This is a genomic window from Hyphomonas sp. ske169 (assembly GCF_056850855.1).
This window is the reverse complement of record NZ_CP096146.1, coordinates 1,145,958-1,161,391: the sequence shown is the minus strand read 5'-3', so window position 1 is coordinate 1,161,391 and position 15,434 is coordinate 1,145,958. Positions and strand designations below refer to the sequence as shown.

At 55.3% G+C, this 15,434-nt stretch carries 16 protein-coding genes; 13 read left to right on the top strand and 3 right to left on the bottom strand.

From position 1 onward, the window contains the following. Window positions 1–2: 2 nt before the first annotated feature. The 9 genes from MY069_RS05520 to MY069_RS05480 all read left to right on the top strand — a co-directional run bounded on the left by MY069_RS05520 (window position 3) and on the right by MY069_RS05480 (window position 8,058). Complete coding sequence (locus tag MY069_RS05520) at window positions 3–548, top strand: sodium:proton antiporter (protein ID WP_482796070.1); 546 nt, start codon at window positions 3–5, stop codon at window positions 546–548. Further along, a complete protein-coding gene (locus MY069_RS05515; RefSeq protein ID WP_482796069.1) occupies window positions 545–2,077 on the top strand; it encodes a monovalent cation/H+ antiporter subunit D family protein in 1,533 nt (510 codons plus the stop codon). Before MY069_RS05520 ends, MY069_RS05515 begins: the two co-directional genes overlap by 4 nt. Further along, entirely contained in the window at window positions 2,074–3,591 is a 1,518-nt protein-coding gene (locus MY069_RS05510) for a monovalent cation/H+ antiporter subunit D family protein (RefSeq protein WP_482796068.1), read from the top strand. Before MY069_RS05515 ends, MY069_RS05510 begins: the two co-directional genes overlap by 4 nt. Further along, window positions 3,588–3,962 carry a hypothetical protein gene (locus MY069_RS05505; protein WP_482796067.1) on the top strand — a complete coding sequence of 125 codons (375 nt, stop codon included), beginning with the start codon at window positions 3,588–3,590 and terminating at the stop codon, window positions 3,960–3,962. The genes MY069_RS05510 and MY069_RS05505 overlap by 4 nt, the downstream gene beginning before the upstream one ends. Then, entirely contained in the window at window positions 3,959–5,737 is a 1,779-nt protein-coding gene (locus MY069_RS05500) for a Na(+)/H(+) antiporter subunit D (protein WP_482796066.1), read from the top strand. Before MY069_RS05505 ends, MY069_RS05500 begins: the two co-directional genes overlap by 4 nt. A gap of 168 nt (window positions 5,738–5,905) precedes the next feature. Continuing rightward, window positions 5,906–6,322 carry a Ros/MucR family transcriptional regulator gene (locus tag MY069_RS05495; RefSeq protein WP_482796065.1) on the top strand — a complete coding sequence of 139 codons (417 nt, stop codon included), beginning with the start codon at window positions 5,906–5,908 and terminating at the stop codon, window positions 6,320–6,322. A gap of 140 nt (window positions 6,323–6,462) precedes the next feature. Further along, window positions 6,463–6,963, top strand: coding sequence for a PAS domain-containing protein (locus MY069_RS05490; protein WP_482796064.1), 501 nt, complete (start codon window positions 6,463–6,465; stop codon window positions 6,961–6,963). A 94-nt stretch (window positions 6,964–7,057) separates the two neighbouring features. Further along, window positions 7,058–7,393 carry a helix-turn-helix domain-containing protein gene (locus tag MY069_RS05485; protein WP_482796063.1) on the top strand — a complete coding sequence of 112 codons (336 nt, stop codon included), beginning with the start codon at window positions 7,058–7,060 and terminating at the stop codon, window positions 7,391–7,393. After that, window positions 7,390–8,058 carry a hypothetical protein gene (locus MY069_RS05480; RefSeq protein WP_482796062.1) on the top strand — a complete coding sequence of 223 codons (669 nt, stop codon included), beginning with the start codon at window positions 7,390–7,392 and terminating at the stop codon, window positions 8,056–8,058. Before MY069_RS05485 ends, MY069_RS05480 begins: the two co-directional genes overlap by 4 nt. On the opposite strand, the gene MY069_RS05475 is transcribed toward MY069_RS05480, so the two are convergent. Then, window positions 8,055–8,462, bottom strand: coding sequence for a SufE family protein (locus MY069_RS05475; RefSeq protein WP_482796061.1), 408 nt, complete (start codon window positions 8,460–8,462; stop codon window positions 8,055–8,057). The two genes, MY069_RS05480 and MY069_RS05475, sit on opposite strands and share 4 nt — an antisense overlap. Window positions 8,463–8,534: 72 nt before the next feature. Next, window positions 8,535–8,891, bottom strand: coding sequence for a GntR family transcriptional regulator (locus MY069_RS05470; RefSeq protein WP_482796060.1), 357 nt, complete (start codon window positions 8,889–8,891; stop codon window positions 8,535–8,537). A gap of 135 nt (window positions 8,892–9,026) precedes the next feature. Between MY069_RS05470 and MY069_RS05465 the strand changes: the two genes are divergently transcribed. The 4 genes from MY069_RS05465 to MY069_RS05450 are packed head-to-tail and all read left to right on the top strand — an operon-like array spanning window position 9,027 to window position 14,928. Further along, on the top strand, window positions 9,027–10,403 hold the full coding sequence (locus MY069_RS05465) for an efflux RND transporter periplasmic adaptor subunit (RefSeq protein ID WP_482796059.1): 1,377 nt from the start codon (window positions 9,027–9,029) through the stop codon (window positions 10,401–10,403). 11 nt (window positions 10,404–10,414) lie between these two features. Beyond that, window positions 10,415–11,113, top strand: a complete 699-nt coding sequence (locus tag MY069_RS05460) for an ABC transporter ATP-binding protein (protein ID WP_482796058.1) — start codon at window positions 10,415–10,417, stop codon at window positions 11,111–11,113. Then, the gene (locus MY069_RS05455; protein ID WP_482796057.1) at window positions 11,106–13,574 is read left to right on the top strand and encodes an ABC transporter permease; all 2,469 of its coding nucleotides are present in this window, start codon (window positions 11,106–11,108) and stop codon (window positions 13,572–13,574) included. Before MY069_RS05460 ends, MY069_RS05455 begins: the two co-directional genes overlap by 8 nt. After that, window positions 13,567–14,928 carry an efflux transporter outer membrane subunit gene (locus tag MY069_RS05450; protein ID WP_482796056.1) on the top strand — a complete coding sequence of 454 codons (1,362 nt, stop codon included), beginning with the start codon at window positions 13,567–13,569 and terminating at the stop codon, window positions 14,926–14,928. The genes MY069_RS05455 and MY069_RS05450 overlap by 8 nt, the downstream gene beginning before the upstream one ends. Before the next feature lie 23 nt (window positions 14,929–14,951). On the opposite strand, the gene MY069_RS05445 is transcribed toward MY069_RS05450, so the two are convergent. Further along, window positions 14,952–15,401 (bottom strand): GNAT family N-acetyltransferase, encoded by a 450-nt coding sequence (locus tag MY069_RS05445; RefSeq protein WP_482796055.1) that lies wholly within the window; start codon window positions 15,399–15,401, stop codon window positions 14,952–14,954. Window positions 15,402–15,434: the final 33 nt, after the last annotated feature.

The following is a 15,434-nucleotide window of genomic DNA, read 5'->3' as shown; positions in this document are numbered from 1 at the left end:
ATATGCTGGAATTCATCCTCGAACGCGGAAACTATTGGGCGATCATTGGGTTGATGATGATCGGTCTGTATATCGCATTTGCGGCAACAAATCTGATCAAGCGTTTGATTGGATTGGGTCTTTTCCAAACCTCGATCATTCTGTTCTACACATCCTTAGCGCGGATCGATGGCGGCACCGCACCGATCCTGTTTGGCAAGGATTATAAAAAAGACAAAGGTCACGGCGACGGGCACGCAGACGGCGCCGATCATGCGGGCGAAGCCGCTGAGCACGGCGCGGCCGCAGTGGATGCTGCTTATGGCGCTGCCAAAGCCTATGGTGAAGCGGGAATGGAGAACGTCTATTCCAATCCCCTGCCGCACGTTTTGATGCTGACAGCGATTGTGGTTGGCGTTGCCACATTGGCCGTGGGGCTCGCGATCATTGTTCGCATTCGTGAGGCGTATGGCACGGTCGAGGTCGACGAGATCCGGGAAATGGATCTTGAAGTGGCAATTGCCGAAGCGGCGGCCGACGCAGAGAAAAGTAAGGCTGGAGCGGTATGATCGAGTTCATTTCCTCTCTGGTGCCTGATGCGCTTGCGGCACACGCGCCAGCATTGCTGATTGCGATTCCAATGCTCATGGCGCCGATTGCGGCCTTTATGCCGAATGGGCGGATCGCCTGGTTCTTGAGCGTTTTGGCAACTGGCTTTTCGCTGGTCATGGCAATCGTGCTTCTGTCCCAAGTTCAATCGGTTGAAGGCGGCGCGGTGATCTCATACGCGATGGGCGGTTGGCGTCCGGATGCGGGGATTGAGTTCCGCATCGATGCTCTGAATTCCATGGTTCTGCTGCTGGTCACGGCGATCGGTTTTCTGGCCGCGATTTTCAGCTGGCCCACCGTTCTGGCGGAAATTCGAGACGCCAAAACTGCAATGTTTTACGCAGCTTATCTGGTCTGCTTTACCGGCCTGACAGGCGTCGCATCAACCGGCGACGCGTTTAACCTATTTGTCTTCCTCGAGATCAGCTCGATCGCGACATATGTCCTGGTGGCATTGGGCGCTTCACGCGATCGTCGCGCTTTGCCGGCAGCGGGCAACTACCTGCTTCTGGGTACGATTGGTGCGTCCTTCTTCGTCGTTGGTGTTGGCTTCCTCTACGCCGCGACCGGCACGCTCAACATGGCGGAACTTTCGGTCCGTCTTGAGAGCGTTCAGGACAATAAAGCAGTCTTCGCGGGGTTCGCCTTCATCGTAGTTGGTCTCGGGATTAAGGCGGCCATGTTTCCGCTGCACCAATGGCTGCCGAATGCCTATGCTTACAGTCCCAGCTTTGTGACCATGTTTCTGGCCGCAACGGCAACGAAAGTGGCTGTCTATGCGCTGGTGCGGTTCCTATTCACAGTGTTTGGGCTTGAATTCGCATTCGAAGGTTCGACCCTGATTTGGATCCTGATGCCGATGGGCATTGCCGCGATGGTGGCATGCTCGTTCCAAGCGGTGTTCCAGACCGATGTGCGCCGGACGCTGGCTTACTCATCTGTCGCCCAGGTCGGTTATATGTTGCTTGGGATTTCGATCGGAACCGCTGCAGGCGTATCGGCTGGCCTGTTCCATCTGGTCAATCATGCCCTGATCAAGGGCGCATTGTTCATGGCGCTGGCCGGAGTTGTGCTCACCTATAAAGGCACGTCGCTACAGGATATGCGCGGCCTCGGACGTAGCTCGCCATGGACGATGACGGCATTTGCGATTGGCGCGGTGTCTTTGATCGGTGTGCCGCTGACCGCGGGCTTTCAATCCAAGTTTGCCCTTGTCAGCGCTTTGTTCGACCATGGATGGTGGTGGGCTGTCGCCGTGGTGATGTTCTCTAGCTTGCTGGCTGTTGTCGATATGGGGCGCATCCTGGAAGCCGTATTCTTCCGCGCGCCGACCAATCCGAACAAACGGCACAAAGAAGCGCCTTTGCTTATTCTGGTGCCGCTATGGATCTTGGCGCTCGCGAATATCTGGGTCGGTGTCCAAGGCGGCTTTGTTGCGGGACTGGCTGAAGATGCTGCAGCTGCATTGTTTATTGGAGGCGCATCATGAGTGGTGAACTCGCCATTGCTGCTGCCCTTGTGCTGCCGCTTCTGATTTGTGCCGGGATTTGGCTTGTCGGCCGCGTCCCTGATCTCCGCGAATGCGTCACTCTGGTCGGGGCAGGGGCATTGTTCTTTGTCGCCATCACCATTGCTTTGAAAGTCAGCGCAGGTGAGCCAGTTGAGTTGAGCTTGGGGGAGGCTGTCCCAGGCCTTGAATTCGCATTCCGGGCCGAACCGCTGGGTGCTTTGTTTGCGATCGTCGCGAGTGGGCTTTGGATCGTCAATAGCTTCTATTCGATCGGCTATATGCGCGGCAATCGCGAGCGGAACCAGACGCGGTTCTATATGTGTTTTGCGATCGCGCTGTTTGGGGCGATGGGCGTAGCGCTGTCGGCCAATCTGTTCACGCTGTTCGTGTTCTACGAAATTCTGACGCTCTCAACCTATCCGTTGGTTGCGCATAAAGGCGACGCGAATGCGCAGCGTGGTGCCCGCATCTATCTGATGACGCTGCTCGGGACGTCGATTGGGTTCTTACTGGTCGCAGTCATCTGGACTGGCGCCTTGGCGGGTAGCCTCGATTTTGTCCCCGGCGGATTGCTGCAGCAGGCTGAAGGGCTGACGCCCGTTGTCGCGAGCGCGCTGCTCATCCTATTCGCCTTCGGGGTCGGCAAAGCGGCGCTGATGCCATTCCATTTCTGGCTCCCCAACGCCATGGTCGCACCAACACCGGTCTCGGCGCTTTTACATGCGGTGGCGGTGGTGAAGGCTGGTGTGTTCACCATTCTCAAAGTGGCAATCTACATCTTTGGCGAGGAAATTCTCAATGCGACAGCGTCGCGAGAATTTATACTCGGCGTGGCGTGTTTTACGATTGTTGTCGCCTCCTTGGTGGCGATGACCAAAGACAATTTGAAAGCGCGCCTCGCTTACTCAACCGTGGCGCAGCTAGCCTATGTCACCTGTGGCGCGATGCTCGCCGACCCTGCTGGGTTCTTGGGTGGATCGCTACAAATCGCGGCGCATGCGGTGGGTAAAATCACGCTCTTCATGTGCGCCGGCGCTATTTATGTCGCCACGGGCAAACAGAATATTTCAGAGATGCGCGGGCTCGGAAAACGAATGCCGCTGATCTTTATCGCGTTCTTTGTCGCGTCTATGTCGATCATTGGCATTCCGCCGCTGGTCGGGGGCTGGCCGAAGTATGAATTAATGCAAGGCGCGGCGGATGCTGGCCTAGATTATGTGCCCTACATCCTGATCATCTCATCTTTGCTGAACATCGCCTATCTGCTGCCGATCCCCATATTGGCGCTGATGCCGCCGCCAAGCAGCGGGGAGCCTGCGCCGTATAAGCGACCAGGTGGCGCGCCTATGCTGACCGTGGCGGCGCCATGTTTCACGGCGTTCTTGTGTTTCCTGATGTTCTTTGCCGTTGGGCCCATGTCAGACTTCTTAGAACCTGCGGTCGGTGAACGTGTGCCGTCAGCCTATATGACAATAGCAGGGGGTCAGCCATGAACCTTCCTCCCGAACGCGATTCTAGTGGGCGGTTCGTGAAACCCGAACAAGACCTGCCGGCGCCAAATGATGACGATATGCATCCAATGTCGCGCTTGCTGTTTGGCTGGGTTAGCTCGCCGCGGACACCGCTAATGCTGCTGATCCTCACCGTCGTCATCGCCATAGCGCTGGTGCTGATCGACTTTGCCGTGAACCGTCACGAATATCTCGATTTCGCGAATGCCAATGGCTTTTACGCGCTTTGGGGATTTGGCGCGTTTGCACTTGCGGTGCTGTCCGGTTGGCCGCTGGGGAAATTACTGCGCCGCGATGAAGACTATTATGGCGAAGCCGACACCACGCCGCACGATGTGGAGCAAGACTCATGAGCGGGCTGATCGGTCAAATCAATCCGGGCCTATTGCTCATTCTTGTCGGCTTTGCCGGCTGTTTGATCCCAGTCCAGCGGGTGCGCCAAGCCATGATGGTCGCAACGCCCGTCATTGCAATTTTACTCTTGGCGATGGCCGAGCGCGGAACAGATCTAGCGACAGTTTCGACTGTGGGCTTAGATTTGGTGCTCTACAAGGTTGATAGTCTTTCATTTATTTTCGGACTGGCCTTCCTGATCGCTGCTTTGCTGAACGCGATTTATGCGCTCCATACAGACGATCGAATGCAAGACGGAATGGCGCTCGCCTATGCGGGGGCTGCGGTCGCGGCGACCTTTGCCGGCGATCTGATGACGCTGTTTATCTTCTGGGAGATTACCGCTGTTAGTTCTGTCTTCCTGATCCTGCGGGCCGGCACCAAAGCCGCTTATCAAGCGGCCATGCGCTATCTTGGCGTACAGATCTTCTCTGGCGTTTTGCTGCTCAATGGCCTGGCATATGTGTACAAATCCACCGGCAGCCTGTCGCTCGATGCGTTCACCTCTTTCGATCAGCCGGGTGCGAAATTCATCTTCGCGGCTTTTGCCATCAAAGCCGCCTTTCCGTTCCTTCATAACTGGCTGCAGGACGCGTATCCAAAAGCAACGGTTGTTGGCGCTGTCGTGCTATCTGCGTTTACGACCAAACTTGCCGTCTATGCCTTTGCCCGGATGTTCCCAGGGTTTGAGATGCTGATTTGGATTGGCGCGATCATGACGGTTTTTCCGGTCTTCTTCGCGGTCATCGAAAACGATCTGCGCAAAGTCCTGTCTTACTCGCTCAACAACCAGCTTGGCTTTATGATTTGCGCGATTGGGATCGGGACACCGCTCGCCATCAATGGCGCGGCGGCTCACGCATTCGCCCATATCATCTATAAGGGCCTCTTGTTCATGAGCATGGGCGCAGTGCTCTATCGCGTCGGTACAGCCAAGGCCAGCGAGCTCGGCGGTCTCTACAAATCGATGCCTTGGACCACGATCTTCTGTATCATCGGGGCGGTCTCGATTTCGGCCTTCCCGCTCTTCTCCGGATTTGTCGCAAAGGCGATGACAATGAGCGCCGTGGCGACCGAAGGTTATGTGATCGTCTGGCTGATGCTGTTGTTTGCATCTGCCGGTGTGCTTGAGCATTCGGGCATCAAGATCCCGTATTTCACGTTCTTTGGGCATGATAGCGGCATCCGCGTCAAAGAGGCGCCGTTCAATATGCTCCTGGCTATGGGTATGGCGGCGTTCATTTGTATCGCGATTGGACTGCCGACGATTGGCGGGTTTGGCTATGGTTGGCTGTATAATATGCTGCCTTGTACGGTGACGGCGCCAGCTGATGTTTGTTTGGCTTCGGGAAAAGAAATTAAACCGTATTCGCCATACACGCTCGATCATGTGCTGACCCAGTTGCAATTGCTGATGTTCGCCGTGCTCGCCTTTATTCTGCTCAAGCGGTTTGGCCTTTACCCGCCAGAAAAGCCGGGGACGATTCTCGATACAGATTGGGTCTTCCGCAAGCCCGGCTATGGCATGGTCAAATGGGCTGGAACAGTTTGGGGCAAAGCAGGCCCAGCCATGACAGCCTTCTTTGGGCGCATTGGCGCAAGCACGTTCGAGAAGATCGAGACGACGTTCAGTCCACGCGGCGCGTTGGCGCGAGGGCCTTTGACTTTGGGTATGGCAATGTGGTCTGCGGTTTTGTTGGGTGTGGTCATGTTGGTCGTACTGTTCGCGCAATAGATTCGGCACTGGGCGCGCGCGATCAACAAGTCTTTACCGGCCAAACAATGTGGCTTTCGCTCAATACATGAAGCAAAACGAGGCTTAATGTAGAATAGATCTGCAATTTTCCGTTTACTCCCCTCCGACACAGATCATATATATTTGTCGTTACAAAGGGGTACGTTAATGAGCGATAGTCTAAACCGCGACGACGCGGCGCCAGCTGTTATACTGGAATATGCGTCAGATATTGTGTCGGCATATGTCAGTAATAATCCAATCCAAAGTGAAGAATTGCCGGATCTGATCCGGGATGTTCATTCAACATTGGAAGCCTTGAAAGCGTCGAACGGAGCTGTTGCGACGCCTGAACCTGCGATCCCGATTAAGAAATCGATCACCGATGATTTCTTGATCTGCTTGGAAGACGGCAAGAAGTTTAAGTCTCTGAAGCGTCACTTACGATCCAAATATGGCATGAGCCCGGAAGAGTATCGTGAGAAGTGGGGACTGCCATATGATTATCCCATGGTCGCACCTAGCTATGCCCGTAAGCGATCAGCGCTCGCCAAAGAGATGGGGCTTGGAAAACTTGAGAAGTAGTTCGGAATCGAAACAAAAAACTTGATTCGATATCGAAATGAAAGTATTCGGTAATATAGGTTAAAAAATTATTGCATCTCCTCTTGCCTGGTGATTCGAACTGATTCATCACTGAGAATCGAATCACCACGGGGGTGGCAATGCGATCTATGTCAACGGATTTTCCGGGGCTTACGCGAGCACAATCAGACCTGATCCGACATTGGCGTGCCTGTTGTCGCGATTCCCTATTGCCGGTTCGCGAGCAATTGGATCCGGGCGAAATTCGGGCGCATCTGTCTGAGGTATCTATCGTTGAACTTCGGGAAGACGGCGATGCGCGATTCCGCCTCGTAGGGTCTGGTTTGCGCAACGTGTTCGGCCGCGACATGCGCGGCCAAAGACTCGCAGAACTGGACCAAGCCACATTCGAGATGTGGTCGCTTGGGCTCGAGCGTTCATGCGAAGAACGGGAGCCTGTTGGTGGGATGATTGAGCGGACGCAAGACACACATGCTTGGTTGCGTTTGCCGCTCCGACAGATGGGAAGCGCAGTCCAAATCCTCTGCCATGATGCGCTCATTCCAAATTCCCGCCTGCGCGGACTAGGCGGAGGCGAGTTCGACACTTCCTTCGCGGTAGGACGAAATTTAGCCGCCTGATTTTAATAGATTTAAATTCATTGATAGGAAAATATTCCTACACCTAATTCCTCCGTGCTAAGCTTTGCGTCCGCTAAGGCGAAGGAGGTGTGGCGTGGGAAGTCAACAAAGGATCGACAAGAACAATGCGCGGCTTGCCGCGAGTCTTGTCGGCTATGCGTTGGACGTAAAAGCTGAAGATATTTTATTGCCCGAACGGGGTCGGCGCGAATTGGTGCGCGCCCGCCAAATCGCGATGTATCTGGCACATGTGGCAATGAGTATGAGCCTGTCCCGGGTGGCATTCGCGTTTCAGCGCGATCGTTCAACCGTCGCGCATGCGTGTCACCGAATTGAAGAGATGCGCGACGATGCGGGCTTCGATTCTTGGCTCGAAACTCTCGAGCAAGGCATCATGACTTTTGCGCCAATGCTCTTGCAGCTGACATGAATCAGCGGCTGGTTCGTGCGTTGCAACGGGGCGGGGTTGCGGCCAAAACCCAGGCTGATGCTTGGAGTGTGTGGCGGTCGACAGATCGCAGAGGTCGGATCATCGGATCACTAAGCGGCGCCGATATCGAAGTCTTGAGGCTTCGCAACGATCTCAGGCCGTTTGGGGCTGAGTCTAACCAGGTTCTGATTTGGGCGGGGAGACGGACAGACAACAAGAATGCCCCCTTTCAAGCCACCGATCTTGTCGCGGTGCCTCAGCCCTATGCGCGCTCTTTGTTGGAGATGCTGATGACGAACTGCGCGTCTCAATCGCTGCGGGAACGTATCCGCAAAGCCTGCCAACAATTCACCTCCGACCTTGAGGTGATGGACCGGTCTGGCAATGCTGCCACGATGAATTGGCGCGGGCTCGCGCAAGGGCGCCGGGGCAAGGGGCAAAGCGTCATCCCTGGGCGGGGGAATTCACACGCACAAGCTGCGCGTGGGCGGCTTGCTCAAGTTCATTCGGTTTTAGGCGACGATGATTTGAGTTTTTTGCTCAAATTGGTTGTCCGCGAAGCGTCTCGATCGACCATTGCGAAGGCTTTTGCGCTTCGCCCTGCTCTCGCAGAACAACGTGGGCTTTCCATATTGCGGTCGCTCGCAGATACTTATGGCGTCTAAGCTGCGGCCGCCTGGATCCGCGCCAGCATTGAGGCGAGGCCATTTGAACGCTGCGCACTTAACGCGCCTTTGACGCCAATCTTTGTGAGGAATGCATCGGCATCAAAAGCATGGATCTCAGCCCGGGATGCCCCTGAGAAGAGGCGGATCAGGATTGAGATCAAGCCCGACACAATCATCGCATCGCTTTCCGCACGAATGTCGATCCGGTCACCCTCTGCGGGTGTCAGCACCATCCAGACTTGCGACGCGCAGCCGCGCACTTTCGTTTCTTCAGTGCGCTCGTTTGCGTTTAAAGGGGGGTTGGCTTTGCCAAGATCAATAATGTGCGCATAGCGGTCTTCCCAATCATCGAGAAACCCAAACTCGTCTTCAATCTCAGCGGCGCGATCTTCTAATTTCATGCCGCGCATTTGGGGGTGATGAGGCAAAAAGGAAAGCCCTTAGCTGTGACGGCGCGGGCTGTTGGGTCGCGCTTATTTTGCCAGCAATTCTGCGGGATCCAATTCGAGACGCTTGATTCGTTCTTGGATGCGCGGCCATTCTTCGTTCAAGAATTTTGCGCGTTCGCTCTCCAGCAGACGTGCCCGCGAGTTTGGGGAGACTTCCGCGCCGATCCCGCGGCGCTTGATCGTCAATCCTTCTTTGTCGAGCTCTTGGAACACTTTGGCTGCGGTGAGTGGGCTGACATTAAACTCATCCGCGACGCCGCGCACTGACGGCAGCAGTTCGCCTTCTGGATAAATGCCATCCAGCACCCGGCGAATAATGATGTCTGTGATCTGCCGGTAAATCGGCAAATCGTCATTCCAGACTGGGTTTGGTTGGCTCATCAGGATGGTTCCAATTGCTCTGGAAGCCTGTTTGAGCGGGCTTCGCGATGATGTTCAACCTATAGCATATTTTTCTTGTTGACAAGTAAACCAGAAGTGTGGTGTATTAGGTATGTAATACAGTGAGGCGATAAAATGAAACCGCTGCCAAAGATGAAACGTAAGGGCGATCGGCCAAACAAGCCCGTAGCGGTTTTACCGCATCCAGCGAGTGGCGACACGGTGCAGGCTAGTGGCTCAGGCGATGCAAGCATGGACCAAGCGTCCGTGCGTCAGCGCAGCCACAAGCCATTGCTAATCGGTGCTTCGGTTGCGGCGTTGTTGATCGTCGGCGGCGTGGTCTATGTGTCGGGCGGGCTGAACCCTAGCGCGACTGTTTCAGAGGCGCGGATGACGATCGGGACCGTGGCGCTTCGGCCGTTTGAAGAAAGCGTGCCGGTCAACGCTCTTTTGGTCCCAGAAAGAACGGTCTATTTGGACACTGTCGAAGGCGGCAGGGTGACGGTCCGGCATCAAGAAGATGGGACATTTGTGGCGGCCGGCACGCCGCTGATCACGCTGCGCAATAAGTCCCTCGAACTTGATGTGATGAACCGAGAGGCGCAATATACGCAACAGCTAAGCAGCTTGGCCCAAGCGCAAATCGCTTTCGATCAGAATATGCTTCGCTATGATCAAGACCTGATGAATGCCGAACTTGAGATCAATCTGACCCGGGCTGATCTTGACCGCCGTTTGCCGCGCGATGTCACGGGTGTGCCGCAATCCGAAATCGATCGCTTGCAAGCTGAACTATCGCATCGCGAGCGTAGCTATGCCGTGATTTCAGCCGCTAAAGAGCGCGATACGGCCAATGCCGCGCGCAATCTTGATCAACTCAAACAATCGGTTGCGCGGATGGAAGCGAGCATCGAATTGGTGCGAGAGAGTCTCGAGGGTTTGACGCTTCGGGCGCCCATTGATGGCGAAGTTTCGGCGCTGACCACCGAGGTTGGAGAGGTTTTAGCGCCTGGCGCCCGCGTGGCCCAAATAGACGAAACAGGCGCCTTCAAAGTTCGCGCACAAATCAATGAATTCTATCTCGGTCGGCTGGGGACAGGCCAATCGGCACAAACTGAGATTGGCGGTGAGGCGTTCGAGTTGTCCGTAGAGAAGATATACCCAACCGTGGAAAATCGTGAGTTTGCAGCTGATCTTCGCTTTGCTGCAGCGACCCCCGATGGTCTGCGCCGCGGTCAAAGTTTGCAGCTTAGAATCTCGCTTGGTGACCGCGCAGAATATCTCACGATTCCGACTGGTGCGTTTTACGAAGAAACCGGCGGCCAGTTTGTCTACGTCCTCAATCCAGCCTCTGATACGGCCACAAAACGTGACGTTGTGCTTGGGCGACGCGGCAATGATCAGATCCAGGTCATTTCCGGTCTCAGCGCCGGCGAAGACGTGATCACATCATCCTATTCGACATTTAGTGGGCGCGACCGCGTCCGCATCAAACAACCATCGCGCTCATAAAGGAGGAGCAGATGATACAGCTCAATAAGATCCGCAAAGTCTATGCAACAAAAGACATGGAAACGGTCGCCTTAAGAGACATCAATCTCTCCATCGAGGCCGGTGAGTTCGTCGCGGTCATGGGGCCGTCAGGTTGCGGCAAGTCCACCCTGATGAACATTCTTGGCATGATCGATACTGTCTCTGAAGGCCAATACTTATTCGATGGCGATGACATAACCGACTTCTCAGAAAAGAAGCTTGTGCAGATGCGCAAGGCCAATCTCGGCTTCATTTTCCAGAGCTTCAACTTGATTGATGAGCTGACCGTCGAGGACAATGTGGCCTTGCCTTTGCGCTATCTAAAAGTCCCGAAATCGACCCGCGAGAGCCGTGTTCGCGAAGCGTTGGAGCTTGTCGGGCTCAACAATCGCGCGCGCCACAAACCCTCTCAGCTCTCCGGAGGGCAGCAGCAACGCGTAGCGGTGGCGCGCGCGGTGATCGCTGATCCGAAACTCATTCTCGCTGACGAGCCCACGGGCAATCTCGACTCACAAAACGGAGATGACGTGATGGAGCTGCTGCGGCTTTTGAACGAGCAGGGATCCACCATTCTCATGGTGACCCATTCGGAAAAAGACGCATCCAAAGCGCATCGCATCATCCGCATGCTGGATGGACAAATTCAGGACGATGGACGCAACCCAGAAAAGGAAAAAGCTCATGCTTAAGCACTTCTTCCTCAGCGCTTTCTCGCACTATGCCAAGGCACCTATGACGACGCTCGTGAATGTTGTGGCGCTCGCGCTTGGGATTGCCTGTTTCTTCGGCGCGCTCGGGGTCTCATCATATTGGGGGCAGAATGATGCAAGTTTCGAAAACCGCGATCGCATCCGCCTGATCACGCAGCAATTCGTCTCAGAAGACGGCGATATGCGGGATAGCCCTATGGTCGCAGAACCGGTCGCCAAATATATTCGTGAAGATGTGCCGGAACTGGTCGCCGTTGCGCGTGTCACGACAAGTGACCCGGCGACCTTTTTAGTGAATGGCGAGCCGTTCCGGATTGAAACTGCGCTCACAAATACGGAATTGTTTGAAGTCTTCGATTTCGAGTTCGCGTATGGCAGCGCCGCCGCGATTCAGGAACGCCCTGGCGCTCTGGTCTTAATGGACAGTGTGTCTAAGCGTTTGTTTGGGAATGAAGATCCGGTCGGCAAGACTGTCCAATTTGGCGAGGATTTCATCCCCGTCGCGGCGGTCATCAAAGAGCCGCCGCAGCCCTCGCACTTTGGAACATCTGATCAGTCGATCCGCCCCTTCGAAGCGCTACAAGTTGTGCCCGCAGCGTCTGAGGATCCTGAAGAATGGTGGCTGGGCGTGACCAACTTTACTTATGTTCTACTGCCCGAAGAGAACACCGCCGCCGCCGAGCGCTCGCTTGACAACGCGCTCGTCGATTTCTCCGAGCGCCGAATTCCAGAGCAACAACGCGCGGCATTGATCCGTATTTGGTTCGGCACGATGACTCTCGAAGAAATGCAAACCAAAGTGCTGGACGGTCAGATCTTTAAAGACAATCGCAACGCCTTGTCTGTGACCAACATCTTGTTTGGCATGGGCGTCCTGATCCTGATTGTCTCCATCATCAATTATTCCAACCTCGCAACCGCGCAGGCTGCAGGCTACGCGAAAGAGGTCGGGATGCGCAAAGTGGTCGGTGCGTCGCAAACCAGTATCGCACTTCAATATTGGCTGGAGGCTTTCATTTTGACCCTGGTTGGCGCCGCGCTCGCAATTCTGTTGATCCTGCTCACCGCACCCGTGCTCAGCGCCCAGACGGGAATCGATTTGATCGCGGGGCTGAGCCAAAACAAATCTGTTGGGCTTTGGGCGCTTGGCTTGATCCTGGTCGTCAGCGTTCTCGCCAGCATTTATCCGGTGGCGCACCTCTCTCGCATTCGCCCGGTTGAGGCTCTGCGGTCTGGCAAAGTCAGAGGTGGCAACCGCCGGCTCACGGAACTGCTTGTCGGCATCCAGTTCGCTGCGGCGAGTGCTTTGCTGATCTTGGTTTTGGTGGTCGGGCAACAGAATGCGCATATGCGTGATCTTGTACTGTCGCCCGATGAAGACCCAGTCGTCATATTGGAAGGCCTCGCAGTTGAGGGTAATCATTCAGATGATTATCGGGCGATGCTGGATCAGTACCCAGCTTTGAAATCCGTAACACATATCGGCTACATGCCGTGGACGGATTATCGCAATATGATGAACACGTCGCCGACCAAGGAGCAGGATGGTACGGAGGCAACGAGCACGCGCTCAGATATCGGGTTTGATTTCTTCAAAACCTATGGCGCGAAACTCTTGGCAGGTCGGCTCTACGATCCTGAGCGCGATCAATATTGGCAGGCTTATCCGCAGGATTATCGGGGCGATTTCCCAACCGTTATAGATGCCACATATGCCGAAGCCCTGGGCTTTGCGACCCCTGAGGAGGCGATTGGTCAGCCGCTTTATATGACCCGCCAGGCAGTCCAGACCTTCGAGTGGGATCCAACTTTCAGAATTATTGGCGTCGTTGAAACGGTCCCGCTTGTCTATGGGATTGGGAATATTCGCTCAAACTTCTACGCCTTGGCGCGCTATAGCGGCGAGATGAATTTGATGATCCGCATCGATCGCAACCGGGTGCAAGAAGGCATTGAAGCGATTGAGACCATGGTGAAGTCTCGAGATCCAAACGCAGTGGTCAATCTGCGGTTCACCGACGATGAGTTCGAGCGCAATTTCCAAACCTATCAAGGCATCAATGTCGGCTTTATGGGGCTGTCTCTGATTGCTTTTGCGATTTCGACAATTGGGTTGTTTGCCATGGCGGTGTTCACGACGTTGCAGCGCCGACATGAAATCGGTGTCCGCAAAACGCTTGGTGCCTCGACCGGCGATGTGACATTGCAATTGGTGAAAGAGTTCACGTGGCCCGTCTTGATCGCCAATCTGATTGCCTGGCCAATCGCTTACTACGCCGCGAATGTATATCTGCATAATTTTATGCAGCGCATGGATCTGACCGTGATGCCTTGGATCATTGGTCTTGTGGTCACGCTCCTCGTCGCGTGGATTTCCGTCGGCGGGCAGGCATTCAAGGCCGCGCGCGTGAAGCCGGCAGAGGTTTTGAAAAGTGAATAAGCGCCTCTGCCTCTCCGCCGCGATGTTGGTTTTGGCTTCGGCCTGCGCCACGCAAACCGCCGATCTGAATCCAGACCCGCTCGCGGACATGCCCGAAAACTGGGAGGCCGAGGCGGCCAACGCGTCGCCAATCTCAACCGGGTGGCTCGCCGCGATGGATGATCCTAATTTATCCGCCCTCGTCGCCGAGGCGCTGGCGGCCAATCCCGATATCAGTAAGGCCAGAGGGCGTCTCGATCGTGCCCGCGCACTTCTTGGGGAATCCCGCGCGGCGCAAGTGCCCAGTGTGAGTGCGAGCAGTATTTCCCAATTGACCGAAGGGCTTGATGGCGGTGCTGACGACACGTTGTATGCGGCCAAGCTCACGGCGAGTTGGGAGCTTGATGTTTGGGGGCGGCTGGGCGCTGCGACAGAGGCCAGCGATTACGCTGCGCAATCAGTTGCGGCAGATTTTCAATCGGTCCGCCAGCTCGTGGCGGCCAATACGGCGCAAGCTTATTTCGCTCTGATTGAAGCCGAGCGCTTGGCAGAGGTTGAGCAAACAAATTTGGCGAGCTTGGAAGAGACGCTTGGGTTTGTCTCGATCCAATTCGAACGGGGTTTGCGCTCGAGTGAAGACATAGCGCTGATCCAAGCCGACGTCGAAACGGCGCGTGCTAGCCTCGATCAAGCCGAACAGGCGCAGCGAGACTCCGCGCGCGCGATCGAGATCCTTCTAGGCCGGTATCCCGCCGCTCGGCTTGCATTTGACGGGGCACTGCCGACGCTTCCCGAAAGCGCAGCAGTTGGGGTTCCCGCATCCATGCTTGAGCGGCGTCCGGATATCCGCGCCGCGAAACTCTCTTTATTTTCTGAGCATGCGAGGAGTGAAAGTGCGCGCGCCGATCTTTTGCCAAGAGTATCTACGCAAGCGAGTTTTGGCGGCAATGTCTCGACCATCGAAGACTTGTTCGATCCGTCCGCGCTCGCAGCGAGTTTTCTTCTAAATGGTGCGCAAGTATTGTTTGATGGTGGCGCCCGAAAATCGCGCATCGCCGCAGCGGACGCCGACCGCGAAGTGGCGCTTGTCGCGTACCAGTCGCGTGTTTTGGAGGCGTTCAATGAAGTTGAAACCGAACTCGATCGTGGCGCTGTTTTAGATCGCCGAGATGTCTATCTCACCCGTGCACTCGAAGAGGCCGAAGACGCCCTCCAATTCGCGCGTTTTCGGTATGAGCTTGGCGAAAGCGATTTGTTGAACGTGCTATCGATTCAGCAACGCGTTGCTTCGCTACAAGCGGCATTGGCGCGAACCCAGCGCGCACGTTTGGATCAATATGTCTCGCTTGCATTGGCGCTGGGACAAGAGATCTAGCTCCGTCGAGGTGCACGCATTTACTACGGCCCGATCAATCGGACTCGTTCATTCCGGCCGCGCCCGACTTTTGCGCGTTCTCGCCAGCCGAGCACCGTATAAGCTTCTATCGCTGCTGTATTCTGAATATCGACATCGAGTTGCAACGGTCGCCCAACAAAGCCGCGTGCAACTTTTAAGAGGCCGCTGCCGACCCCGCAAAAGCGCCAATCTTTGTCGACGAAAACATGTGGGACATAGGCTTTGCCTTGCTCAAGCGTCAAAAACCCGATGACGCCAGCATGTTTCTCAACCGCGACAAAGGCAACATTCGCCGACAAGGATTGCCGCAAGCGAATGATTTCATCGCGTTCCGGCCCACGCCAGGGGAAGGCCTTCAAACAGTCTTTGAAGATCAGTTCAATGCGTGGATAGTCTTCCCGCCGCCAATGACGGATCGACCAACCCGCACCCGGATGGGTCATCAAGCTCATACCTCAAGTCTAATCAAAAATTTGTGGCAAGGG

Coding starts and splice junctions, on each gene's coding strand:
- MY069_RS05510 (WP_482796068.1), top strand. CDS start 2,074: ATGAGTGGTGAACTCGCCATTGCTGCTGCCCTTGTGCTGCCGCTTCTG.
- MY069_RS05515 (WP_482796069.1), top strand. CDS start 545: ATGATCGAGTTCATTTCCTCTCTGGTGCCTGATGCGCTTGCGGCACAC.
- MY069_RS05520 (WP_482796070.1), top strand. CDS start 3: ATGCTGGAATTCATCCTCGAACGCGGAAACTATTGGGCGATCATTGGG.
- MY069_RS05445 (WP_482796055.1), bottom strand. CDS start 15,401: ATGAGCTTGATGACCCATCCGGGTGCGGGTTGGTCGATCCGTCATTGG.
- MY069_RS05490 (WP_482796064.1), top strand. CDS start 6,463: ATGCGATCTATGTCAACGGATTTTCCGGGGCTTACGCGAGCACAATCA.
- MY069_RS05505 (WP_482796067.1), top strand. CDS start 3,588: ATGAACCTTCCTCCCGAACGCGATTCTAGTGGGCGGTTCGTGAAACCC.
- MY069_RS05460 (WP_482796058.1), top strand. CDS start 10,415: ATGATACAGCTCAATAAGATCCGCAAAGTCTATGCAACAAAAGACATG.
- MY069_RS05495 (WP_482796065.1), top strand. CDS start 5,906: ATGAGCGATAGTCTAAACCGCGACGACGCGGCGCCAGCTGTTATACTG.
- MY069_RS05455 (WP_482796057.1), top strand. CDS start 11,106: ATGCTTAAGCACTTCTTCCTCAGCGCTTTCTCGCACTATGCCAAGGCA.
- MY069_RS05470 (WP_482796060.1), bottom strand. CDS start 8,891: ATGAGCCAACCAAACCCAGTCTGGAATGACGATTTGCCGATTTACCGG.
- MY069_RS05465 (WP_482796059.1), top strand. CDS start 9,027: ATGAAACCGCTGCCAAAGATGAAACGTAAGGGCGATCGGCCAAACAAG.
- MY069_RS05480 (WP_482796062.1), top strand. CDS start 7,390: ATGAATCAGCGGCTGGTTCGTGCGTTGCAACGGGGCGGGGTTGCGGCC.
- MY069_RS05500 (WP_482796066.1), top strand. CDS start 3,959: ATGAGCGGGCTGATCGGTCAAATCAATCCGGGCCTATTGCTCATTCTT.
- MY069_RS05475 (WP_482796061.1), bottom strand. CDS start 8,462: ATGAAATTAGAAGATCGCGCCGCTGAGATTGAAGACGAGTTTGGGTTT.